Raw genomic sequence first — 21,455 nt, forward strand, 5'->3', positions numbered from 1 at the left:
TGCTCCTGGCCGCCCTGCGGCATCAACGGCCGGCGGCCTTCGCGCTGACGCCGTTGGCCACGCCCATGTTGATCTTGGGCACGTCGGTGATGACCACGCGCACGTCGGCGCCCGAGATGCCGATGCTGTCGCACACGGCGCGGTTGAGCGCACCGATCAGCGCCTCCTTCAGATCGTCGGTACGGCCTTCGATCAGGGCCACGTCGACCAGCGCCATCGACTTGCCGACCTCGCCCGCCACGATCACGTGGGCCGGCGCCACTTCTTCGAGCACGATGCGCACGCTCGGCAAGGGCGCGGCGATGCTTTCGCACACCGCATTGCTGGCGGCCTTGAGCAGCGTGGTTTTCTGGTCGGCCGAATGGCCCTGCATGATCTGGATGTTGAGTATGGGCATGACGGTGGCGGAGAGGATCCGCGGCGTGAGGTGGATGGGTGCCGTCCAGGCCGGACGGCCGGGACGGGCCATCATATCGCCAGCCGGGCGTGCTGCCCATCGAGAAAGTCCCGGGGCGCGCACGCCGGCCCAATGACAAAGGCCGGCATGCTGCCGGCCTTTGTCGTCTTGCTTGCGCCGCCCGGAGATCAGGCCGCGTTCTTGCCCGCGTCGGGATCGCGCGCCGCGTCGGCCGCGCCGGCCGTCTCCGGCGCAGGCGCCGCGGCGGCATCGGCGCTCGCCGCCGGTGCCGGCTCGCCGTCGACCAGATCCGCCACCGGCGTGCTGCCGTTGAGCGCCTCGGCCTCGGTGATGACCGGCGTCACCAGCTCCACCACCTTCTTGCGCGACAGCATGCCGATGAACTCGTCGTCCTCGTTGGTGACGGCCACCGGCTGGTCGCTGTGCACCAGCTGCGCCAGCACCTCGCCCAGGCCCGCGGTGGCGGGCACCGAGGCCAGGTCGTCGACGTAGCGCGACACGTCGCGCGCCCCGGCCTCGATGGCCTCCCGGGCGCGGTCCGCGGTCAGGACGCCGGCCAGGCGCTTGCCGTCGAGCACGGGCGCGTACTCGTAGTTGAGCGCCTGCATGCGATCGAGCGAGTGGGCCGGGCGCGAACGCATGGTGAGCGTCAGGCGCGACGGATTCACGGCATGCGCGGCGTTCAGCACCTTGGTGCGGTTCACGTCCTGCAGGAACGACTGCACGTAGTCGTTGGCCGGGTTCAGCAGGATGTCTTCCGGGGTGCCTTCCTGCACCAGCTCGCCGTCCTTCAGGATGGCGATGCGGTTGCCCAGGCGCAGCGCCTCGTCCAGATCGTGGGTGATGAAGACGATGGTCTTGTTGAGCTTGGCCTGCAGCGCCAGCAGGTGATCCTGCATCTCGCGGCGGATCAGCGGATCGAGCGCCGAGAAGGCCTCGTCCATCAGCAGGATCTCGGCGTCGGTGGCGAGCGCCCGGGCCAGGCCTACGCGCTGCTGCATGCCTCCCGAGAGCTGGTGCGGGTACTGCATCTCGAAGCCCGACAGGCCGACCTGGTCGAGCCAGTGGCGCGCGCGCTGCTCGCGCTCGGCCTTGGCCACGCCCTGCACGGTCAGGCCGTAGGCGGCGTTGTCCAGCACGGTGCGATGGGGAAACAGGCCGAAGCGCTGGAACACCATGCTCATCTTCTTCTGGCGGAAGGTTTCGAGGTCGCGCTTGTTGAGGCTGACCACGTCCACGCCATCGACCAGGATGGAGCCCGCGCTGGGCTCGATCAGGCGGTTGAAGTGGCGGATCAGCGTCGACTTGCCTGAGCCCGACAGGCCCATGATGACGTAGATGCTGCCCTCGTCGATCGACAGGCTGATGTCGCGCAGGCCGAGCGTGTGGCCGCTCTTGGACAGCAGGTCTTCCTTGCTGATGCCGCCCTGGGCGGCGTCCAGCCACTTGGCCGGGTGCGGGCCAAAGATCTTGTAGATGTTCTTGACTTCAATCTTGCTCATCGTTGGCCTCCGGTACGTACGCGTTGTCCATACGATTGGGTGATGCGGTCGAACAGAATGGCGAGCACCACGATGCCCAGGCCGGCCAGCAGGCCGCGGCCGACTTCCAGGCGGTTGATGCCCAGCAGCACTTCGTAGCCCAGGCCGCGCGCGCCGATCATGGAGGCGATCACCACCATCGACAGCGCCATCATCGTGGTCTGGTTGATGCCGGCCATGATGTTGGGCAGGGCCAGCGGCAGCTGCACGCCGAACAGCTGCTGGCGCGAGTTGGCGCCGAAGGCGCGGGCCGCTTCCAGCACTTCGCGGTCGACCAGGCGGATGCCCAGGTCGGTCAGGCGGATCAGCGGCGGCACGGCGTAGATCACCGTGGCGATGATGGCCGGGATCTTGCCCAGGCCGAACAGCATCACGACCGGGATCAGGTACACGAAGCTCGGCATGGTCTGCATCACGTCGAGCACGGGGGTCATGACGGCGCGCAGCCAGTTGACGCGGGCCATCAGGATGCCGAGCGGAATGCCGATCAGCACCGACAGGCCGGCGGCCATGATCATCAGCGCCAGCGTCTGCATGCCGGCGTCCCACAGACCGAGCAGGCCGATCACGCACAGGAGCGCCCCCATGGCAATGCTCAGGCCGATACGACGGCTGACCAGCCATGCGATCGCCACCGTGGCCACGACGATGGCCCACCACGGAGATTGACGCAGGAGTTGTTCGAGCCAGACCAGCGCCTTGAGGACCGGGCTTGCCAGCGTCTCGAGCGTGTCGGCGTAGTTGGTGACCAGATGGTCGACGAAATTGTCGATGGCCCCGCGCACTGCGCGCGCGGGAATCAGTTCAGGAAACATCGAAGGGCTCCATATCAGAAAGTGCCGGCGGCGCGAGCGCGCCGCCAGGGCAGCCGCTCAAACATCAGACACGGATTTCAGAACACCCCGCAGGCGGCAAGCGCCACCTGGACCCGGTTCCCGCCCGGCGGCGGATGGCGCTTGGCGCCAGTACGGCACCGGCACAGGGGCCGGGTTGCGGGGCATGGCGGCACGGGCAGGCCCGCGCCGTCATGGTTGCCGGTCCGGCACGCCGCGCAGCGGCGCGGCCGGACCCGGCGGGCGTTACAGGGCAGCCTGCACGCGCTGCGCGACGTCGGCGGGGACCCACTTGGTCCAGACGTCGGACTTGTTCTTCAGGAACCACTGCGCCACGTCACCGGTCTCGTCACCCGACTCTTCCATGTGGGCGAGCGTTTCGTTGACCTGGTCGAGGGGGATCGACACCTTGGACATGAACTCGGTCAGCTTGGGCGCTTCCTGGGAGAACTTGGTGTTGACCGCGGTGAAGACCGGGTTCTCGGGGTAGGCGCTGGGCTGCGGATTCTCGCACTTGGGCGCCGTCAGGCACTTGTGCTTCTCGGCGTCGTAGGGCGGCATCTCGAGCTTCACGAGGTCGAGCGCACCGACCAGCGGCGTCGGGTACCAGTAGTAGAAGACCACGTTCTGCTTGCGCTTGTAGGCCGACATCAGGGCCGCCTTCTGCGCGGCGCCGGTGCCCGGCGAGTACAGCGTGAACGAGTCGTCGAGCTTGAGCGCGTGGAACAGGTTGTTGCTCACGACCTCGCAGCCCCAGCCGGCCGGGCAGCCGTAGAAGCGGCCCTTGGAGGGCTCTTCGGGATCGGTGAACTTGTCCTTGAACTTCGGCAGGTCGGCGGCCGACTTGAGCTCGGGCAGGCGCTCGGCGGTGTAGCGCGGGATGAACCACGCTTCGCCGCCCATGTAGACGTCGCCGATGCGCTTGACCTTGCCGGTCTTCTCGGCGCGTTCCCAGGGGTCGGCCACGCTGTTGAGCCAGATTTCGGAGTTGATGTCGAGGTCACCGCGCTCCAGCGCGGCGAGCGCGGGCAGGGTTTCGGTGGGCAGGGTCTCGGTCTTGCAACCGTAGCCCTTTTCCATGATGAAGCGCTGGATGTCGACCAGCACCAGATTGGATTCCCAGTTCATGCCGCCGAATTTGACGGGGCGTTTGAGTTCGCACTGGGCGTCGGCGGCATGGGCGGCGCCGGCGAAAGCGAACATCATGGCCGTTGCAGCCAGGGTCTTGACGGGGGTGAAACGCATTGGCTTTTGCCTCCATAGGTTCAAGGACATAGGGCTGGCGTGCATCGCCGGCCTATGCCGTGTAGCTAAGGGGGGTGTGCGGAAGACGGGCGAAGCCGCCAATACAGACCACACTAACAGCAGGTACCGGTGTGTCGGGACACCGTTGACCTGTAAGACAGCGCTTGAGCTGACAGGCGCGAGGCCGGCATCTTAAGCGCAGTAAATTGAAAGAAACTCAACGAAGAAGACTGCATGTTAGCCGATTTTGCGAAACAACCCAAGCCCGCGACCTCTACAACCAGTTACATTCAGCGATTCGGGACTCCGGGTTAACGCCAATATTGCCCGGGAAAAACACGAAATTTCCCTGCTATTGCGCTGCAACATGGCGCGGACACGTTAAGTTTCATTCAGTTTCCAAATCCGCGAAACTTCGGTCCTTTTCGGGCCCGGGGACACGGTCTCAACCGTACATGTAACCGCGATTCCAGGGGTAGTCGCGGTCCGCCGGCGCGTCCAGCTCGTCGCTGCGCCCGGGCGCCAGGGAGCTGGCCAGCACCTGGTGCAGCGCCACCCAGCCCTGCTCGAACGCCATGGCGCACCCCGCCAGGTAGAGCCGGTAGGCGCGCAGCGCGCGTTCGCCCTGCCCCGCGCCCAGGATGGCGGCGGCCTGGGCGAGCCGGGCTTCCAGCGCATCGCTCCAGGCCCACAGCGTGCGCGCGTAGTGCGGCCGCAGGTTTTCCGCGTCAAGCGTCTCCAGCCCGCCGGTGGTCACGGCGGCCAGCACGTGCGAGATGTGCGTGAGCTCGCCACCCGGAAAGATGTAGGTTTCGATGAAGCGGCCCATGCCGCCGCCGAGCTCGGCGTTGTGCACGCCGGCCGCCGTGATGCCGTGATTGAGCACCAGACCGCCGGGCCGCAGCAGGCCGCGCAGCGTGGCGAAGTAGTCGTTGAGCCGGGCGCGACCCACGTGCTCGAACATCCCGACCGATGCGATCTTGTCGAACGGGCGCGCCACCTTCAGCTCGCGGTAGTCGCACAGCGCCACCGACACCTGCCCCTCCAGGCCGAGCGCCTGCACCTGCTGCTGCACGTAGGCGTGCTGGTTGCGCGAGAGCGTGATGCCGGTGGCCTGCACGCCGTAGTGCTGCGCGGCCCACAGCAGCAGCCCGCCCCAGCCCGCGCCCACGTCGAGAAAGCGTTCGCCGGCGCCCAGCCTCAGCTTGCGGCAGATATGGTCGAGCTTGGCCTCCTGCGCCTGCGCCAGGGAGAGATCGGGCTCGCGAAAATAGGCGCAGGAATAGACCCGTCGCGGGTCCAGCCACAGACCATAGAAATCATCGGAGAGGTCGTAGTGGAACGCGATCTGCCTGGCGTCGCGTCCCGGCGCGTGGCGGGCGAGCGATCGCAACCGGCGCAGGGTCTCGACCAGCCAGCCGCGCCGGCGCGCGTCGACCGGGTCGGCCGGCAACAGCCCGGCCGCCACGCCCATCAGGTCGCGCATGCTGCCCTCGATCTCGACGCGCCCCTCGACATAGTCGTGGGCAAACCAGCCGATCTCGCCGCGCGCCAGGTGGCCGAGCACCCGCCGGTCGCGCAATACGAAGCGCAGGCGGGCCGACGCGGGCCCGGCCACGGTGCCGTCCGGCAGCTGCAGCTGCACCGGCACGGGCAGCGTTTCGAGCTTGCGTTCGATGAGGGACAACAAGGGATGCATGCACGCCTCCTGACCGACGATGCCGGATCGGAAGGCCCGGCGCCTCGCGAATCTACCGGGCCTATGTTGCAATTCAACCGTAAGGTGGTCCGTGATACAGTGGGCCGCTTGGCACGGGTCGCGCAACGGACCCGCGTCCTCACCCGCGGTTCCTGCGCCCCCTCGCGCCCAGGCCGCTCTCTGCCTCACCCTCATGTCCTCTGAATCCATGTCTCGCAGCCTGCCCGGCTGGCTGATCCTCATGGGCGCGCTGACCGCGATCGGCCCATTCTCCATCGATATGTACCTCCCGGCGTTCCCCGCGATCGCCACCAACCTCGGCGTGCCCCGGGGCGATGTGGAGCGCACGCTGGCCGCCTACCTGGTCGGCATGGCGATGGCGCAGGTGATCTATGGCCCGCTGGCGGACCGGTTCGGCCGCAAGCTGCCGATGCTGGGCGGGCTCGTCCTCTATATGGTGGCGTCGCTGGGCTGTGCGGTCGCCGGCAACATCGAGACCCTGACGCTGTGGCGCGTGGTGCAGGCCCTGGGCGGCGCGGCCGGCGTCGTGATTCCGCGCGCCGTGATCCGCGATCACTACGAAACGCAGGATGCGGCGCGCGCGATGTCGCTGCTGATGCTGATCATGGGCCTGGCCCCGATCCTCGCCCCGCTCGCCGGCGGGCAACTGCTCGCGTTCGTGGGCTGGCGCAGCCTGTTCTGGCTCATGATGGGCGCGGGCCTGGCGATGTTCGTGGCCGTGCTGTTCATCATGAAGGAATCGCTCGCGCCCGAGCGCGTGGTGCCGCTGCGCCCGCAGATCATCGCGAGCAATTACTGGGCGCTGCTGCGGCACCGTAGCTTCATCTTCCACAGCTTCGCCGGCGGCCTGGGCCAGGCGGGCATGTTCGCCTACATCATCGGCTCGCCGCGGGTGTTCATCGAACTCTACGGGGTGGCGCCGCAGTATTACGGCCTGCTGTTCGGCACCAACGCGGCCGCCCTCATCATCGGTTCGCAGGTGAGCGCGCGCCTGCTGCGCCGGCTCGCGCCGCCGCTGTTGCAGCGCCGGGCCCAGAGCAGCCTCGCCGTGGCCAGCCTGGTTGCCGTCGTGCTGAGCGCCAGCGGCCTGATGAGCCTGCCGCTGCTGATGGCCTGCCTGATCGCGTATATGTTCAGCCAGGGTTTCGTGAACCCCAACTCGGCCGCGCTGGCGCTGTCCGAACAGGGCAAGCGCCTGGGCGCGGCCTCCGCGATGCTGGGCACGCTGCAGCTCTCGTGCGGCGCGCTGGCCGGGCTGGTGGTGAGCCTGTGGCAGACCGAAAGCTCCCTGCCGCTCACGACCGTGCTTGCGGTGTGCGCCTGCCTGTCGTGGGGGGCCGGGCGGATCGCGCGCCGTCCCGCGGCGTCGCTGGCCTGAGCGCTCGGCTGTCCAGGGTGGAGGCAGGGGCAGACGCCCCCGCTCCCTCGGCTGCGTCCCTCGTTTACTGTGGCGCCTCGGCCTCTTCCCGCAGCGCCCGCTTGACCGAAGCCCCCACGTCAATATAGAATCGCTGGCTAATCAGTAATTTCCCGTCGCGTGGTCACTATGCTTTGTGGTCACTCGCAACCTTCCCCGAGCCGGAACTGATCGTTTCAGGCCAGGCGGGCGAAGCGGGGTATAAGCACAGGACGGCAGCGTCCGGTGGCTGATCCGGATCCCTCTGGCCCGTCCAGACCCAGGCGATACGCGTTCAGGCTTTCCGAGCATGCGCCCTCCCCATCCACTTTGTTGGGTGGCCGGCAGTGTCGGGATGCACCAGCATCCTTTCACATCCAGTCCGGCGGCATATATCCCCAACGCCCCATCCTGTCCTGATCTGCACCCGGCGAAGAACAACCGTTAAGAGGTGCATCCATGGCACGCGTATGCCAAGTGACCGGCAAAGGCCCGATGGTGGGCAACAATGTTTCGCACGCGAACAACAAGACCAAGCGTCGCTTCCTCCCGAACCTGCAATCGCGCCGGTTCTGGGTTGAAAGCGAAAACCGCTGGGTCCGTCTGCGCGTGTCGGCGAAAGCCATCCGCACGATCGACAAGAACGGCATCGACGCCGTCCTGGCCGACCTGCGTGCACGCGGCGAAGCGGTCTGATCGACATCGCCCGCTGACCCCAACTACATACTAGGAGCACGACATGGCCAAAGGTATCCGCGAAAAGATCAAGCTCGAGTCGACTGCCGGCACGGGCCACTTCTACACGACCACCAAGAACAAGCGCAACATGCCCGAGAAGATGCTGATCAAGAAGTTTGATCCCGTCGCTCGCAAGCACGTCGACTACAAGGAAATCAAGCTGAAGTAATTCAGCCTGTATCCGGTGGTTTATGCTGACGGCCTCGCACTCGCGGGGCCGTTTGCTTTTGCCGCCCCGCTTCGTGCGTCCGCTGCCGCCCGCCCCGCCCCGCCCACCGACCCGCTCCCGCCATGCCGCCACGCGCCACCGCCGTCCTGCTCGCCACCCTGATCCTGGCCGCGCCCGCCTGGAGCGCCTCGGTGAGGAGCGCGCCGCCCGCGCCCATGCCCGCCCCGCCCGGCGCCAAGAGCGCGCCGATCCGGATCGGCGACATCATCGGCGACAAGCGCGATCCGACGCAGGCGGCCTACCGCAAGGGCTGGCAGCTCGCCCTCGAGCAGCTCAACGCCGAAGGGGGCGTGCTGGGCCGCAAGCTGCAGGTGCTCACGCGCGAAGACGGCGGCAAGCCCGAGACGGCCGCCAAACTGGCCGAGGAGCTGACGCAGCGCGAGAAGGTGGTGGCGCTGATGGGCGGCGCGAGCGAGGCCACGGCCTCCGCGATCTCCGGCTACGCGGGCGAGCGCATGGTGTTCTTTCTCGCCACGATGGCGGTGGGCGAGAGCCTGACCTGGTCGCGCAACAACCGCTACACGTATCGCCTGCCGGCCTCGGTGCGCATGCGCACCGCCGCGGTTGCGCCCAAGGCACTGGGCCTGCGCAAGCCGCGCTGGGCCGTGGTGCACGCCGACGATGAAGGCGGCCGCGAACGCGCCGCCACGTTCCAGAGCATGATGCGGGCCTTCCAGGCGCGCATCGAGTTCGTCGCGGTGCAGCCGCTGCCCGCCGGCGCCCGCGCGCTCGACGAGGCCGTGCTGAAGCTGGCCGACGCCCATCCCGACGCCCTCCTGCTCGACCTGGACGGCGCGGCATTGCATCGATTCGTGCAGGCGGGCCAGGCGCGCCAGCTGTTCGACGGCCGCGCCGTGGTGGCCCTCGATGCCGCCGATCCCGAGACCCGCCAGGCGCTGGGCGCCGAGCTGCCGGCCGGCTGGCTGGTCACCGGCTATCCGCTCGACCTCCTGCCGCAACCGGCCAGCCAGCGTTTCGTGAGCGCCTATCGCCAGCGCTTCGACGAGACCCCGGGCGCGGCCGCCCTGCTCGGCTACAGCGCCCTGCAGTCGCTCGCCACCGGACTGCGCCTGGCGCAGGAAGCCGACGGCGCCATGCTGGCCGACGCATTCTCCGGCATGAAGGTGGACACGCCGATCGGCACCTTCGCCTACCGGCCGCTGGATCACCAGTCGACGATCGGCGTCTATACCGGCTGGTACGCCGGCGGCGCCGCGGAGCCCGCGGTCATCACCATCAACTACCAGGAAGGCGGGCGGCTGCAACCGCCCGACCACGACGTGCGGCGCCTGCGCGGCGAAAGCCGCGCCCGCCCCAAGCCCGCGGCGGCGGAAGCGGCGAAGGAAGCCCAGCCCAAGGGTGAGGATGGGGCCGGCGCGGCGACGCCGCCATCGGCGGGCAAGCCCGACGCGCCGGCCGCGCAGGATCCGGCCGCGACCAAAGCGCAACCTACCGCGCCCAATCCCGCGCCCGCGAACGGCAGTGCGGGCAAGGCGCCCGCCTGGACGCCGGCCACGAGCCCCGCGCTTCAGGACTGGCCACAGGTAGCCGCGCCGCGCTGATGCGCGGTGCCGGCCGGGCCGCATTCCTTGAAGATGCGCGCCGTGCAGCGCCGGCAGGTTTCCGGGTCGAGGCGCTGGTAGATCTGGCCGATGGCGCTCGCCTTGTCGCGAAACACGTGATCGGCGCCCAGGCGGTCGATGAAGCCGGTGAGCTCCCATTTCGCCAGCACCTCGGGACGCGGCCGATGGAAGTACAGGTCGCCGCCCATCGCACGCCGGCGTGCCATCTCATCCTCCCAGACCTGCGCCCCCGCCACGTCGATGAAGTTCATGCTCTTGGTCATGACGAGCAGGTGGCGCGGCGCGTCCGGCGCATCGCGCAGGGCCTGCAGGCGCTCGCCCACGTAGGCCGCCGCGCCAAAATAGATCGAACCCTCCATGCGCAGCAGCTTGAGCTGCGGACACTCGGGCAAGGCGGTCGGCTGGCCGGCGAGCACGGCGAAATGGCGTTCGGGATCGCCCGCCTCGAAGCCCATGGTGCGCATGGCCGGGCGCGAGGTGCGATACAGATAGGCGGTGAGCGAGAGCAAGGTGCCGAGCAGGATCGCCACCTCCATGCGCACCGTCACGGTGGCGGCCAGCGTCACGGCCGCGATCAGGGCCTCGTTGCGCTCCACGCGCCAGAGCCAGCGCCAGCGGGCCCAATCGAACAGGCCCCACGCCACCAGCAGCAACAGGCCGGCGATCGCCGCATACGGAATGTGCGCCAGCAACGGCTCCGACAGCAGCACCAGCCCGATCAGCAGCGCCGCGGCGAACACGGCGGCGAGCGGCGTGCGGGCACCCGCCTCGTAGTTGGGCACCGAGCGGTTCAGCGAGCCGCACGACAGATAACAGGAGAACAGCCCGCCCACCGCATTCGAGAGGCCCTGGCCGAAGAACTCGCGGTTGGCATCGATGGCCTGGCCGGAGCGCTGGCCGATGGCCTTGGCGATCGAGATCGACTGCGCCAGCGCGACGATCGTGAGCGGAACGGCCACGCCGAGCATGTCGGGCAACTGGCGCCAGTCGACCTGCGGCAGGTGCAGCGCGGGCCAGGGCTTGCCGACGGCGCCGAGCAGCGCGATGTCCCCCGCGCCGGCCCAGGCCTGCAACGCCGCGCCGCATGCGCTGCCCGCGATCAGGCCGGCCAGCATGTGCGGCTTGCGCCGGTCCCAGCGCTTGACCAGCAGCGCGACCGCGATGGTCACCACGCACACGATCACGGCGGCCCCGCTCGCCGCGCCGAGGCTGGCGCCCAGCGTCCACAGCAGCACGCCCGCGCCGTGCGCGTCGATGCCGCGCAGGCCCAGCGCGTCCTGGGCCGCATGCAATGCGATCAGCAGCGCCGCACCGCTGGTGAAGCCGAACAGCGCCGCGGGCGAAATGAAGTTGGCGAGCACGCCGAGCCGCAACAACGCGACCGCGAGTTGCAGCACGCCGACCAGCACCGTGACGGCAAGCGCGAGTTCGATATAGCCGGCGGATCCGACGACCGCCATCGGCGCGAGCACCGCGAACAAGGCCAGCGAGTTGGCGTTGGTGGGGCCGGACAACACGTGTCGGCTCGAGCCGAACAGCGCCGCGATCACGCACGGCACGATCGCGCTGTGCAGCCCGTATTGCGGCGGAAGCCCTGCCAGCAAGGCAAATGCGACACCTTGCGGCAACACGAGCAACGCGCCCAGCAGCCCCGCCCACGCATCGGCGCGCAGCGTGGCGGGCGACACGTCGCGCACCCAGCTGCCGAACAGTCTGTTCAATCGTGCGTGCAAGAACTGGCTCCTTGTGCAATGACCCGTGCGCATCGCCGGGCAGCTTAACCGCCGCCGCGCCGCAGTGGCAACGACGCGCCGCGCATCATGCCAGAAGGCCTGCGCAGCAGTGCGCGCGCAACGCTTTTTGTGAAAAACATCATGCCATAAGCATTCTTCTCGCAAAAAACGCGTGCACACTCGACACTTTCCGCTATCATCGGGCGCGTGGCATCCATTGCCGGTGTTCCGGCATGGTGATACCTCAACAACCCAACATACGGATTTTGACCATGGCTACCAAAGCAAAAGCTCCCGCCAAGAAAGTGACCAAGACCGCCGCCAAGGCTCCGGTCAAGGCTGTCAAGGCAGTGAAGGCCGTCAAGGCTCCCGCCAAGGCTCCGGCCAAGGCCCCCGCCAAGAAGGCTGCCGCCACCAAGCCGGCTGCCGTGAAGAAGGCCGCTGCTCCGGCCGTCGCACGCCCCATCAAGGCCGCGCTGAACAAGTCGCAACTGATCGCTCACCTGGTCGAGAACACCGGCGTGGAAGCCAAGTCGGTCAAGGCCGTTCTGGCTGGCCTGGAAAACTCGGTCCTGGGCTCGATCGACAAGAAGGGCGCTGGCGAATTCACGATGCCTGGCCTGTTCAAGGTCACCGTGCAGAAGGTTCCCGCCAAGGCCAAGCGCTTCGGCAAGGATCCCTTCACCGGCGAAGAGCGCTGGTTCCCGGCCAAGCCCGCTTCGGTCAAGGTCAAGGTTCGCCCGCTGAAGAAGCTGAAGGACGCTGCTCAGTAAGCAACGGACTTCGGTCAAACCGGGAAGAGCCCGCCATTGGCGGGCTCTTCTTTTTTGTGCGCGCCCGATGCGCACGGGGCACGCGCCACAAGACCCGGTTGCAGAGCCGGGATTTATTTTGATATAAAAATACTTTACGTCAAAATAAATACTCCCATGCAGGATCATGTCGACCGCGTCCTGGCCGATTGGGCGCGCGAGCGCCCCGACCTCGACGTCAGCGCAATGGCCGTGTGCGCACGCCTCTTCCGTCTCAACATCGTTGCCGCCCGCAGCGTCGATCGCGCCTTCAAGGCGCACCGCCTGCACCAGGGCGAGTTCGATCTGCTGGCCACGCTGTATCGCAGCGGCGCGCCGCATGCACTCAGCCCGCAGCAACTGGTCAGCGCCCTGCTGCTCTCGGCCGGCGCCATGACCAACCGTCTCGACCGGCTCGAGCAGGCCGGCCTGATCGTGCGCAGCCCCAATCCCGAAGACCGCCGCGGCGTCGTCGTGTCGCTCACGACCGATGGCCTGCGCGTGATCCGCCGCGTGCTCAACGACTATCTGGAAGAGCTCGACGGCCTGCTGGCCCCGCTGTCGGCCACCGACCGGCGCCAGCTCGCCGGCCTGCTCAAGCGCATGCTGGCCGGCCACGACACCGACGCGCCCGGAGGCCTGGCATGAGCACGCAACCCCACGCCACGCGCCTGACCGCCCCCATCGTGCTGCTGATGGCCGTCGCCACCGGCCTCGCGGTGGCCGGCAACTATTACGCGCAGCCGCTGCTGCACACCATCGGCGAGCAGTTCGGCCTGTCGACGGCCGCCGCCGGCGGCATCGTGACGGTGGCCCAGCTGAGCTACGCCATCGGCCTGGTGCTGCTGGTGCCGCTGGGCGACATGCTCGAGCGGCGCGCCCTGATCGTGTCCATGACGGCGCTGTCGGCCTGCGGCCTGTTGATCTCCTCGTCGGCGCAGAGCATAGGCTGGCTGATGCTGGGCACCGCGGTCAGCGGCATGCTGTCGGTGGTGGCGCAGGTGCTGGTGCCGTTCGCGGCCACGCTGGCCGAGCCGCACGAACGCGGCCGCATCGTCGGCACCATCATGAGCGGCCTGCTGCTGGGCATCCTGCTGGCGCGCACCGCCGCCGGCGCGCTGGCCGACATCGGCAGCTGGCGCACCATCTACTGGGTCGCCGCGATCCTGCTGTTCGCCATGGCCGGCGTGCTGTGGTGCGTGCTGCCGCGCCATCGCAGTCCGGTGGGGCTGCGCTATCCGCAACTGCTCTGGTCGATCCTGCAGCTCTATCGCGACGAACCCCTGCTGCGCGCCCGCTCGCTCATCGGCGGCCTGCTGTTCGCCTCGTTCAGCATGCTCTGGACGCCGCTCACGTTCCTGCTGGCAAGCCCGGCCTACGGCTATTCCAACACCACCATCGGCCTGTTCGGCCTGGCCGGCGCGGTCGGGGCCTACGCCGCCAACCGCTTCGGCCGCCTGACCGATCGCAACCTGGGCAACCTCGCCACCCGCGTCGGCCTGCTGCTGCTGTTCGGCTCCTGGGCCCTGGTGGCCTGGGGCGAAACCTCGGTGTGGGCGCTGCTGGCCGGCATCGTGATCCAGGACATGGCGATCCAGGGCGTGCACGTCACCAACCAGAGCGCCATCTACCGGCTGCGCCCCGAGGCGCGCAGCCGTCTCACGGCCGGCTACATGACCAGCTACTTCATCGGCGGCGCGGCCGGCTCGCTCGCCGCCGCGTGGATCTACACCCACGCGGGCTGGCTGGGCGTGACGGCCGCGGGCGCGGCCGCAGCGCTGCTGGCACTGGCCTACGGCCGCCTGGCGCCGGGGGCACACATTCCGGATCTGCCTGCCCCGGCCGCCGCCGCCCGCCCCTGATCGGCGGGTCTGCCGGCCGGATCGGCCGCTCTCCGAAGCCCGATCCGGCCCCGCGCCGCCTAATTACAGGCCCTAGCCCTATAATCTATGGTTTTGGCCGACCCGCCTCGCGGCGCGCCGGCCATTGACCTCTTCTTATCGCACGAGCCCATGCTGGAACGCTATCAACCCAACGCCGTCGAAGCGGCCGCCCAACAAGACTGGCAGGCCCGCGACGCCTATCTCGTCCAAGAGCACGCCCGCACCGCCGACGGTGAGGAAAAGCCCAAGTTCTACGCGTGTTCGATGCTGCCCTACCCCAGCGGCAAGCTGCACATGGGCCACGTGCGCAACTACACCATCAACGACATGATGGCGCGCCAGCTGCGCATGCGCGGCTACAACGTGCTGATGCCGATGGGCTGGGACGCCTTCGGCATGCCGGCCGAAAACGCCGCCATCAAGTCCAAGGTGCCGCCGGCCAAATGGACCTACGACAACATCGCTTACATGAAGAAGCAGATGAAGGCGATGGGTCTGGCGATCGACTGGTCGCGCGAGATGTGCGCCTGCGATCCCTCGTACTACAAATGGAACCAGTGGCTGTTCCTGAAGATGCTCGAAAAGGGCATCGCCTACCGCAAGACGCAGGTCGTCAACTGGGACCCGGTCGACCAGACCGTGCTGGCCAACGAACAGGTGATCGACGGCCGCGGCTGGCGTTCGGGCGCGCTGGTCGAGAAGCGCGAGATCCCGGGCTACTACCTGCGCATCACCGATTACGCCGACGAGCTGCTCGAGCAGGTCCAGAACGGCCTGCCCGGCTGGCCCGAGCGCGTGCGCGTGATGCAGGAAAACTGGATCGGCAAGTCCGAGGGCGTGCGCCTGGCCTTCCCGCACGAGATCGTCGGCGAAGACGGCCAACTGATCCAGGATGGCAAGCTGTACGTATTCACCACCCGCGCCGACACCCTGATGGGCGTGACGTTCGCCGCCGTGGCGGCCGAGCATCCGCTGGCCACGCATGCCGCGCGCAACAACCCCGCGCTGGCCGCCTTCATCGAGCAGTGCAAGCTCGGCGGCACCACCGAAGCCGAAATGGCGACGCGTGAGAAGGAAGGCATGCCCACCGGCCTGACCGTCTCCCACCCGCTCACCGGCGCGCCGGTCGAGGTGTGGGTCGGCAACTACGTGCTGATGAGCTACGGCGACGGCGCCGTGATGGGCGTGCCCGCCCACGACGAACGCGACTTCGCCTTTGCCCGCAAATACGGCCTGCCCATCCGCCAGGTGATCGCGGTCGAAGGCCAGGATTACTCCGACCAGGCCTGGCAGGAATGGTACGGCGACAAGCAGACCGGCCGCACCGTCAACTCCGGCAAGTACGATGGCCTGGCCTACAAGGCCGCCGTCGACGCCATCGCCGCAGACCTGATCGCCGCCGGCCTGGGCGAGAAGCAGACCACCTGGCGCCTGCGCGACTGGGGCATTTCGCGCCAGCGCTACTGGGGCACCCCGATCCCGATCATCCACTGCGCCGACTGCGGCCCGGTGCCGGTGCCCGAGAAAGACCTGCCGGTGGTGCTGCCCGACGACCTGATTCCCGATGGTTCGGGCAATCCGCTCGCGAAAAACGAAGCCTTCCTGTCGTGCGCGTGCCCGAGCTGCGGCAAGCCCGCGCGTCGTGAAACCGACACGATGGACACGTTCGTCGACTCGTCCTGGTACTTCATGCGCTACACCTCGCCCGGCAACGACCAGGCGATGGTGGATGGCCGCAACGACTACTGGATGCCGATGGACCAGTACATCGGCGGCATCGAGCACGCCGTGCTGCACCTGCTCTACGCGCGCTTCTGGACCAAGGTCATGCGCGACCTCGGCCTGCTGAACTTCGACGAGCCCTTCACCAAGCTGCTGTGCCAGGGCATGGTGCTCAACCATATCTACTCGCGCAAGACGCCGCAGGGCGGCATCGAGTATTTCTGGCCCGAGGAAGTCGAGAACACCTACGACGCCAAGGGCGCCATCGTGGGCGCCCGCCTGAAGGCCGACGGCAGCGAAATCACCTACGGCGGCGTGGGCACGATGTCCAAGTCGAAGAACAACGGCGTCGACCCGCAATCGCTGATCGACACGCAGGGCGCCGACACCGCGCGCCTGTTCGTGATGTTCGCCAGCCCGCCCGAGCAGACGCTCGAGTGGTCGGATTCGGGCGTCGAGGGCGCCAACCGCTTCCTGCGCCGCCTGTGGGCGCTGAGCCACGCGCAGCGCGAGGCCGTGGCCCGCGGCCTGGCCCAGGGCGCCGACTGGGCCCAGGCGCCGGCCGCCGTCAAGGACCTGCGCCGCGAGGTCTATGGTCTGCTGAAGCAGGCCGACTACGACTACCAGCGCATCCAGTACAACACCGTCGTCTCGGCGTGCATGAAGATGCTCAACGCCATCGACAATGCCACGCTGCCGGAAGGCCCGGCCGCCGACGCGGCGCTGGCCGAGACCATCGGCGTGCTGCTGCGCGTGCTGTATCCGGTGGTGCCGCACATCACCTGGAACCTCTGGCGCGACCTGGGCTACGCCGCCTCGCTGGGCGACCTGCTCGACGCGCCGTGGCCGCACGTCGACGAGGCCGCGCTGATCGCCGACGAAATCGAGCTGATGCTGCAGGTGAACGGTAAACTGCGCGGGTCGATCCGCGTGGCCGCCCAGGCGCCCAAGGAAGAGATCGAGAAGCTCGCCGCCGCCCAGGAAGAGGTCACCCGCTTCCTCGAAGGCCGTCCGCCCAAGCGCGTGATCGTGGTGCCGGGCAAGCTGGTCAACGTTGTAGGCTGATGAGGTCACGCATGAACTTCGCCGGGCTTTCCGCGCTCTCTCCCCTGTCGTGGCTGCGCCGTGCCGCAGGCCTGGCGCTGCTCATGCTGCTGACGTCCTGCGGCTTCGCGCTCAAGGGCGAGACGCCGCTGCCGTTCAACACGATGTACATCAACATCCCGGACAGCACGCGCTTCGGCGCCGACGTCCGGCGCCAGCTGAAGGCCGCATCGCCCGACACGCGCCAGGTCAATGATCCGGCCGATGCCGAGGCGATCCTGCAGCAGATCGAGCTGCGCCGCACCCAGCGCGAGGTGTCGCTCAATGCGCAGGGCCGCGTCGAGGAATACGAACTCGGCCTGATCTTCACGTTCCGCCTGATCGATCGCCAAGGCAATCCGCTGATCGCCGACACGACCTTCGCGATCTACCGCGAAATGCCGTACGACGACCAGATCGTGCAGGCCAAGCAGATCCAGAAGGAAACGCTGTACCGCGCGATGCAGCAGTCGCTGGTCACGCGCCTGCTGCGCCGCCTGACCGCCCCCGACGTGCACACCGCCGCCCAGCGCGCGCTCTCCGAACAGGGCGATCCCAACGCGCCGGTGTTCGATCCGAACGCGGTCCGTCGCGAGCGCGTCACGCCGCAGCCGTGGAACACGCCCGAGATGAATCGCAACCTGGACCCGCTCTGATCCATGGCGCAAGCCCTGGACGGAGACGGACTGCTCGATCACCTGCGCCGCGCGGGTGGCCGGCTCGCGCCGCTCTACACGATCTCCGGTGACGAGCCGCTGCTCGTCACCGAAGCGGTCGACGCCCTGCGCGCGACCGCCCGCGAGGCGGGCTACACCGACCGCACCACGATGGTGATGGACGCGCGCTCCGACTGGAGCGCGGTGGCCGCCGCCACGCAGAGCGTGTCGCTGTTCGGCGACCGCCGGCTGCTCGAGCTCAAGATCCCCACCGGCAAGCCCGGCAAGACCGGCGGCGACACCCTCACCAAGCTGGCCGAGCAGACGCTGGCCCAGCCCGACGACGCCACGCTGATCGTGGTGGCGCTGCCGCGCCTGGACAAGGCCACGCGCGACACGCGCTGGGCCCAGGCGCTGACGCGGGCCGGCATCTTCGCCGACATCCCCACCATCGAACGCGGCCGGCTGCCGGGCTGGATCGGCGCGCGGCTCGCGCGCCAGAACCAGCGCGCCGACGCCGCCACGCTGCAATGGATGGCCGACAAGGTCGAGGGCAATCTGCTCGCCGCGCACCAGGAAATCCAAAAGCTCGGCCTGCTCTACCCCGAAGGCGAACTCGCCGGCGCCGACGTCGAACGCGCGGTGCTCAACGTGGCGCGCTACGACGTCTTCGGCCTGCGCGATGCCATGCTGGCCGGCGACATCGGCCGCACGGTGCGCATGATCGACGGCCTGCGGGCCGAGGGCGAAGCGCTGCCGCTGGTGCTGTGGGCCGTGGGCGAAGAAATCCGCCTGCTGTCGCGCGTGGCACAGGCGCGCGCGCAGAACCAGGACGTCCCGGGCCTGATGCGGCGCCTGCGCATCTTCGGCGCCCACGAGCGCCTGGCCCTGCAGGCGCTGTCGCGCGTGCCGCCGCAATCGTGGCCGGCCGCCGTCCAGCACGCCCATGAGGTCGATCGCCTGATCAAGGGCCTGAGCGTGCCGGGCCGGCTCTCCGACGCCTGGGAAGAGATGACCCGGCTCGCGCTGCGCGTGGCCGCCGCCGGGCGACCGTGAAGGCGGCCCCGGCCGCCGCCTCCGCCAACGCCAGCCCTGCCGCGCCGCGCCCTCCGCGCGGGCCGGATAAACTTCAGGGTCCGGTCTCAGATATCCAGGCGCACGCCCGCGGCGTGCCCTAAAGCGAGAAACACATCATGACCACAATCGAACACACCATGCTCGCCCTGGGCGAGAACGCCCGCCAGGCGTCGCGCGCCATGATGCGCGCCAGCGGCTCGGCGAAGAATCGCGCCCTGCTCGCGATGGCGGAAATGCTGGGCGTCGAACGCGATACGCTCAAGGCCGCCAACGCGCGCGACCTCGAGGCGGCACGCGCCAACGGCCTGGAGCCGGCCCTGCTCGACCGCCTCACGCTGTCGGACCGCAGCATCGACCTGATGGCCGAAGGCCTGCGCCAGATCGCCAACCTGCCCGATCCGATCGGCAGCCTGAGCAACAGCAGCGTCCGGCCCAACGGCATGCGCGTGGCCCAGATGCGCGTCCCGCTCGGCGTAATCGGCATCATCTACGAGTCGCGCCCCAACGTCACGATCGACGCGGCCGCGCTGTGCCTGAAGTCGGGCAACGCCACCATCCTGCGCGGCGGCAGCGAGGCCCTGCATTCCAACCTGGCGCTGGGTCGCATCGTGCAGGCGGGCCTGCGCGCCGCCGACCTGCCGCCCGAGGCGGTGCAGGTCATCGACACGCCGGACCGCGCCGCGGTCGGCAAGCTCATCACGATGACCGAGCACGTGGACGTGATCGTGCCGCGCGGCGGCAAGGGGCTGATCGCCCGGCTCGCCCAGGAGGCGCGCGTGCCGCTCATCAAGCACCTCGACGGCAACTGCCACGTGTTCGTCGATGCGGCGGCCGACCTGGATCGCGCCTTCGAGATCGCGTTCAATGCCAAGACCTACCGCTACGGCATCTGCGGCTCGATGGAGACGCTGCTGGTGCACCAGGCGGTGGCCGCATCGTTCCTGCCGCGCATCGGCCGCGCCCTGACCGACCACGGCGTCGAGCTGCGGGGCTGCGAGCGCACCCGCGCCTTGCTGCCGCAGGCCGTGCCCGCCAGCGACGACGACTGGGGCACCGAATACCTGGGCCCGATCCTGGCCGTGCGCGTGGTCGACACGCTCGACGACGCCATGGCGCACATCGCCCGCTGGGGCTCGGGCCACACCGACGCCATCGTCACCGACAACCTGGGCGCCGCCGAGCGCTTCCAGCGCGAGGTCGACTCGAGCTCGGTCTACGTAAACCTGCCCACCTGCTTCGCCGATGGTTTCGAATACGGCCTTGGCGCGGAGATCGGCATTTCCACCAACCGCTTGCACGCGCGGGGTCCCGTCGGCCTGGAAGGCCTGACCACGCTGAAGTGGGTTCTGAACGGCGAAGGCCAGACGCGAGGTTGATTCAACGTGGTATCCCAATCCCCCTTTTTCGCCTACGCGTTCAGCCTGCTGATCACGTGCTTCATCACCTGCGCCATCAGCGGGCTTTATCTGTTCTTCGTGGCGCAGCGCCGCGTCAATGCCGAGCTGAAGCATCCGTACCTGCAGCATCGCGCGTTCGAGCAGTATCCGTTCACCATCAAGGCGGCGATCTTCCTCGACTACTTCCTGCGCCTGGGCTTTCCGCGCACGAAGTTCTGGATCTTCGGCCATGCCAACCAGCAACTCGCGCACGTCAATCCGAAGGACGTGCCGCTGGCCGTGAAGTGGCCGCTGGTGGGGTTCTGGGGCGCCTGCTGGCTCGGCCTGATCGCCATGATCGCGGTCTGGTCCATGCTGCTGCTGGGCTTCTGATCCGCACGTCCTGAGGTCTGGTCCAGCGCGCCCAGGGCGCGCTGGCCCCGCACCCTCATTTGCCGCGCGCATCCAGCGCGCGGAACACCCCCCGCACGCAATCCCCGAACTGCCGCGCCATCGCGTTGACCGGAAACTGCGCCGACGTGACGGCGTAGCTGTGGAACGGCACCTTGCCGGCGAACGGGATCTCGCGCAGGCCGGCCAGGCGCATCGCACGAGACACGACGGGGCTCACGATCGACACGCCCAATCCTTCGCTCACCATGGTGCAGATCGTGGTCGCGTAAGGCGTTTCGATCGACAAGATGCGCGCGTCGTCGGGAAAGTGCCGGTCGATCGCCGCGCGATTGAAGCTGCCGGCCGGCAGCGAGATGAAGCTCTCCTCGGCGAAGTCGGCCGGGCGCAACGCCCGCTTGCGTGCCAGCCGGTGCGTGCGCGCCACGATGCCCACGCCGTGCGTGGTGTTGATGCGCTCGAAACGCAAGGTGGGAATGTCGGTCTGGATCGAGCAGAACCCGATATCGCAGAAGCCCGTCGCCATCCATTTCGCCACGACCTCGGAGCCGCCCGTGTTCACGACCACCGGAATGTCGGAGACATCGCGGCGGAACATGCGGATCGCTTCCGGCAGCACGCATTGCGTGATCGAACCCACCGCGCCGATGCGCAACACGCCGGTGCCGCGCCGGCGGATCGAGCGGGCGCTGTCGGCGAGCGATTCCAGGCCGATGAACGCGCGTTCCACGTCGGCGTGAAACGCCTCGGCCTCCGGCGTCGGCAGCAGGCGCGTGCCGACGCGCTCGAACAGGGCGAATCCCAGGGTCTGCTCGAGCAGGCCGATCCAGCGGCTCACGTTGGGCTGCGAGGTGTGCAAGAGGCCCGCCGCGGCCGTCATGGAGCGCGTCATCATCACGGCGCGAAAGGCTTCGACCTGTTTGAAATTCATCGTGGGATCCTGGTGAAGCGGGGCCGCATGTCGGGTCCGCAAAGCATATCAAATTTGTATTGATAGCTGTAAATATCTGATTTGACGCA

20 protein-coding genes are annotated in these 21,455 nt (G+C 68.3%); 12 read left to right on the top strand and 8 right to left on the bottom strand.

Translation table 11 applies throughout. The features are described from left to right. Window positions 1-22: 22 nt before the first annotated feature. The 5 genes from CEG14_RS16790 to CEG14_RS16810 all read right to left on the bottom strand — a co-directional run bounded on the left by CEG14_RS16790 (window position 23) and on the right by CEG14_RS16810 (window position 5,736). On the bottom strand, window positions 23-397 hold the full coding sequence (locus CEG14_RS16790) for a tautomerase family protein (RefSeq protein ID WP_094827599.1): 375 nt from the start codon (window positions 395-397) through the stop codon (window positions 23-25). Between the two features lie 188 nt (window positions 398-585). Then, window positions 586-1,920, bottom strand: a complete 1,335-nt coding sequence (locus CEG14_RS16795; protein WP_256985761.1) for a quaternary amine ABC transporter ATP-binding protein — start codon at window positions 1,918-1,920, stop codon at window positions 586-588. Then, on the bottom strand, window positions 1,917-2,774 hold the full coding sequence (locus CEG14_RS16800) for an ABC transporter permease (RefSeq protein WP_094827433.1): 858 nt from the start codon (window positions 2,772-2,774) through the stop codon (window positions 1,917-1,919). Before CEG14_RS16800 ends, CEG14_RS16795 begins: the two co-directional genes overlap by 4 nt. Window positions 2,775-3,038: 264 nt before the next feature. Next, window positions 3,039-4,037 (bottom strand): ABC transporter substrate-binding protein, encoded by a 999-nt coding sequence (locus CEG14_RS16805; protein WP_094827434.1) that lies wholly within the window; start codon window positions 4,035-4,037, stop codon window positions 3,039-3,041. A 445-nt stretch (window positions 4,038-4,482) separates the two neighbouring features. Beyond that, a complete protein-coding gene (locus CEG14_RS16810; protein ID WP_094827435.1) occupies window positions 4,483-5,736 on the bottom strand; it encodes a class I SAM-dependent methyltransferase in 1,254 nt (417 codons plus the stop codon). A gap of 208 nt (window positions 5,737-5,944) precedes the next feature. Here CEG14_RS16810 and CEG14_RS16815 point away from each other — a divergent pair, with 208 nt between their 5' ends. The 4 genes from CEG14_RS16815 to CEG14_RS16830 all read left to right on the top strand — a co-directional run bounded on the left by CEG14_RS16815 (window position 5,945) and on the right by CEG14_RS16830 (window position 9,682). After that, a complete protein-coding gene (locus CEG14_RS16815) occupies window positions 5,945-7,135 on the top strand; it encodes a Bcr/CflA family multidrug efflux MFS transporter (RefSeq protein ID WP_373454198.1) in 1,191 nt (396 codons plus the stop codon). Window positions 7,136-7,612: 477 nt separating this feature from the next. After that, complete coding sequence (rpmB, locus tag CEG14_RS16820; protein WP_094827437.1) at window positions 7,613-7,849, top strand: 50S ribosomal protein L28; 237 nt, start codon at window positions 7,613-7,615, stop codon at window positions 7,847-7,849. Between the two features lie 43 nt (window positions 7,850-7,892). Then, window positions 7,893-8,060: a 50S ribosomal protein L33 gene (rpmG, locus tag CEG14_RS16825; protein WP_094827438.1), complete on the top strand. Its 168-nt coding sequence runs from the start codon at window positions 7,893-7,895 to the stop codon at window positions 8,058-8,060. A gap of 122 nt (window positions 8,061-8,182) precedes the next feature. Further along, a complete protein-coding gene (locus tag CEG14_RS16830) occupies window positions 8,183-9,682 on the top strand; it encodes an ABC transporter substrate-binding protein (RefSeq protein WP_094827439.1) in 1,500 nt (499 codons plus the stop codon). On the opposite strand, the gene CEG14_RS16835 is transcribed toward CEG14_RS16830, so the two are convergent. Further along, entirely contained in the window at window positions 9,649-11,436 is a 1,788-nt protein-coding gene (locus tag CEG14_RS16835) for a SulP family inorganic anion transporter (RefSeq protein ID WP_256985763.1), read from the bottom strand. The genes CEG14_RS16830 and CEG14_RS16835 overlap by 34 nt on opposite strands. Before the next feature lie 44 nt (window positions 11,437-11,480). Next, window positions 11,481-11,654 carry a hypothetical protein gene (locus tag CEG14_RS26395; protein WP_179280614.1) on the bottom strand — a complete coding sequence of 58 codons (174 nt, stop codon included), beginning with the start codon at window positions 11,652-11,654 and terminating at the stop codon, window positions 11,481-11,483. 54 nt (window positions 11,655-11,708) lie between these two features. Between CEG14_RS26395 and CEG14_RS16840 the strand changes: the two genes are divergently transcribed. The 8 genes from CEG14_RS16840 to CEG14_RS16875 all read left to right on the top strand — a co-directional run bounded on the left by CEG14_RS16840 (window position 11,709) and on the right by CEG14_RS16875 (window position 20,417). Then, window positions 11,709-12,209, top strand: a complete 501-nt coding sequence (locus CEG14_RS16840; RefSeq protein ID WP_094827441.1) for an HU family DNA-binding protein — start codon at window positions 11,709-11,711, stop codon at window positions 12,207-12,209. Between the two features lie 156 nt (window positions 12,210-12,365). Continuing rightward, complete coding sequence (locus CEG14_RS16845) at window positions 12,366-12,875, top strand: MarR family winged helix-turn-helix transcriptional regulator (RefSeq protein WP_094827442.1); 510 nt, start codon at window positions 12,366-12,368, stop codon at window positions 12,873-12,875. After that, the gene (locus CEG14_RS16850; RefSeq protein ID WP_094827443.1) at window positions 12,872-14,089 is read left to right on the top strand and encodes an MFS transporter; all 1,218 of its coding nucleotides are present in this window, start codon (window positions 12,872-12,874) and stop codon (window positions 14,087-14,089) included. Before CEG14_RS16845 ends, CEG14_RS16850 begins: the two co-directional genes overlap by 4 nt. A 150-nt stretch (window positions 14,090-14,239) precedes the next feature. Next, window positions 14,240-16,897, top strand: a complete 2,658-nt coding sequence (leuS, locus tag CEG14_RS16855; RefSeq protein WP_094827444.1) for a leucine--tRNA ligase — start codon at window positions 14,240-14,242, stop codon at window positions 16,895-16,897. Window positions 16,898-16,908: 11 nt separating this feature from the next. Then, a complete protein-coding gene (locus CEG14_RS16860) occupies window positions 16,909-17,571 on the top strand; it encodes an LPS-assembly lipoprotein LptE (RefSeq protein ID WP_094827445.1) in 663 nt (220 codons plus the stop codon). Between the two features lie 3 nt (window positions 17,572-17,574). After that, the gene (holA, locus tag CEG14_RS16865; RefSeq protein ID WP_094827446.1) at window positions 17,575-18,627 is read left to right on the top strand and encodes a DNA polymerase III subunit delta; all 1,053 of its coding nucleotides are present in this window, start codon (window positions 17,575-17,577) and stop codon (window positions 18,625-18,627) included. Between the two features lie 137 nt (window positions 18,628-18,764). Further along, a complete protein-coding gene (locus tag CEG14_RS16870; protein WP_094827447.1) occupies window positions 18,765-20,024 on the top strand; it encodes a glutamate-5-semialdehyde dehydrogenase in 1,260 nt (419 codons plus the stop codon). A 6-nt stretch (window positions 20,025-20,030) separates the two neighbouring features. Beyond that, on the top strand, window positions 20,031-20,417 hold the full coding sequence (locus CEG14_RS16875; protein ID WP_094827448.1) for a hypothetical protein: 387 nt from the start codon (window positions 20,031-20,033) through the stop codon (window positions 20,415-20,417). Window positions 20,418-20,472: 55 nt separating this feature from the next. On the opposite strand, the gene CEG14_RS16880 is transcribed toward CEG14_RS16875, so the two are convergent. Continuing rightward, complete coding sequence (locus CEG14_RS16880) at window positions 20,473-21,366, bottom strand: LysR substrate-binding domain-containing protein (RefSeq protein ID WP_094827449.1); 894 nt, start codon at window positions 21,364-21,366, stop codon at window positions 20,473-20,475. Window positions 21,367-21,455 lie beyond the last annotated feature (89 nt).

This window comes from Bordetella genomosp. 1 (genome assembly GCF_002261335.1).
In the GTDB taxonomy this organism is placed as follows: domain Bacteria; phylum Pseudomonadota; class Gammaproteobacteria; order Burkholderiales; family Burkholderiaceae_B; genus Bordetella.

Bases quoted from the DNA above. Each gene is read 5' to 3' on its own strand.
- CEG14_RS16830 (WP_094827439.1), top strand. From the start codon at position 8,183: ATGCCGCCACGCGCCACCGCCGTCCTGCTCGCCACCCTGATCCTGGCC.
- rpmB (WP_094827437.1), top strand. From the start codon at position 7,613: ATGGCACGCGTATGCCAAGTGACCGGCAAAGGCCCGATGGTGGGCAAC.
- CEG14_RS16790 (WP_094827599.1), bottom strand. From the start codon at position 397: ATGCCCATACTCAACATCCAGATCATGCAGGGCCATTCGGCCGACCAG.
- CEG14_RS16860 (WP_094827445.1), top strand. From the start codon at position 16,909: ATGAACTTCGCCGGGCTTTCCGCGCTCTCTCCCCTGTCGTGGCTGCGC.
- leuS (WP_094827444.1), top strand. From the start codon at position 14,240: ATGCTGGAACGCTATCAACCCAACGCCGTCGAAGCGGCCGCCCAACAA.
- CEG14_RS16815 (WP_373454198.1), top strand. From the start codon at position 5,945: ATGTCTCGCAGCCTGCCCGGCTGGCTGATCCTCATGGGCGCGCTGACC.
- CEG14_RS26395 (WP_179280614.1), bottom strand. From the start codon at position 11,654: ATGGATGCCACGCGCCCGATGATAGCGGAAAGTGTCGAGTGTGCACGC.
- CEG14_RS16850 (WP_094827443.1), top strand. From the start codon at position 12,872: ATGAGCACGCAACCCCACGCCACGCGCCTGACCGCCCCCATCGTGCTG.
- CEG14_RS16810 (WP_094827435.1), bottom strand. From the start codon at position 5,736: ATGCATCCCTTGTTGTCCCTCATCGAACGCAAGCTCGAAACGCTGCCC.
- holA (WP_094827446.1), top strand. From the start codon at position 17,575: ATGGCGCAAGCCCTGGACGGAGACGGACTGCTCGATCACCTGCGCCGC.
- CEG14_RS16800 (WP_094827433.1), bottom strand. From the start codon at position 2,774: ATGTTTCCTGAACTGATTCCCGCGCGCGCAGTGCGCGGGGCCATCGAC.
- CEG14_RS16795 (WP_256985761.1), bottom strand. From the start codon at position 1,920: ATGAGCAAGATTGAAGTCAAGAACATCTACAAGATCTTTGGCCCGCAC.
- CEG14_RS16840 (WP_094827441.1), top strand. From the start codon at position 11,709: ATGGCTACCAAAGCAAAAGCTCCCGCCAAGAAAGTGACCAAGACCGCC.
- rpmG (WP_094827438.1), top strand. From the start codon at position 7,893: ATGGCCAAAGGTATCCGCGAAAAGATCAAGCTCGAGTCGACTGCCGGC.
- CEG14_RS16870 (WP_094827447.1), top strand. From the start codon at position 18,765: ATGACCACAATCGAACACACCATGCTCGCCCTGGGCGAGAACGCCCGC.
- CEG14_RS16805 (WP_094827434.1), bottom strand. From the start codon at position 4,037: ATGCGTTTCACCCCCGTCAAGACCCTGGCTGCAACGGCCATGATGTTC.
- CEG14_RS16880 (WP_094827449.1), bottom strand. From the start codon at position 21,366: ATGAATTTCAAACAGGTCGAAGCCTTTCGCGCCGTGATGATGACGCGC.
- CEG14_RS16845 (WP_094827442.1), top strand. From the start codon at position 12,366: ATGCAGGATCATGTCGACCGCGTCCTGGCCGATTGGGCGCGCGAGCGC.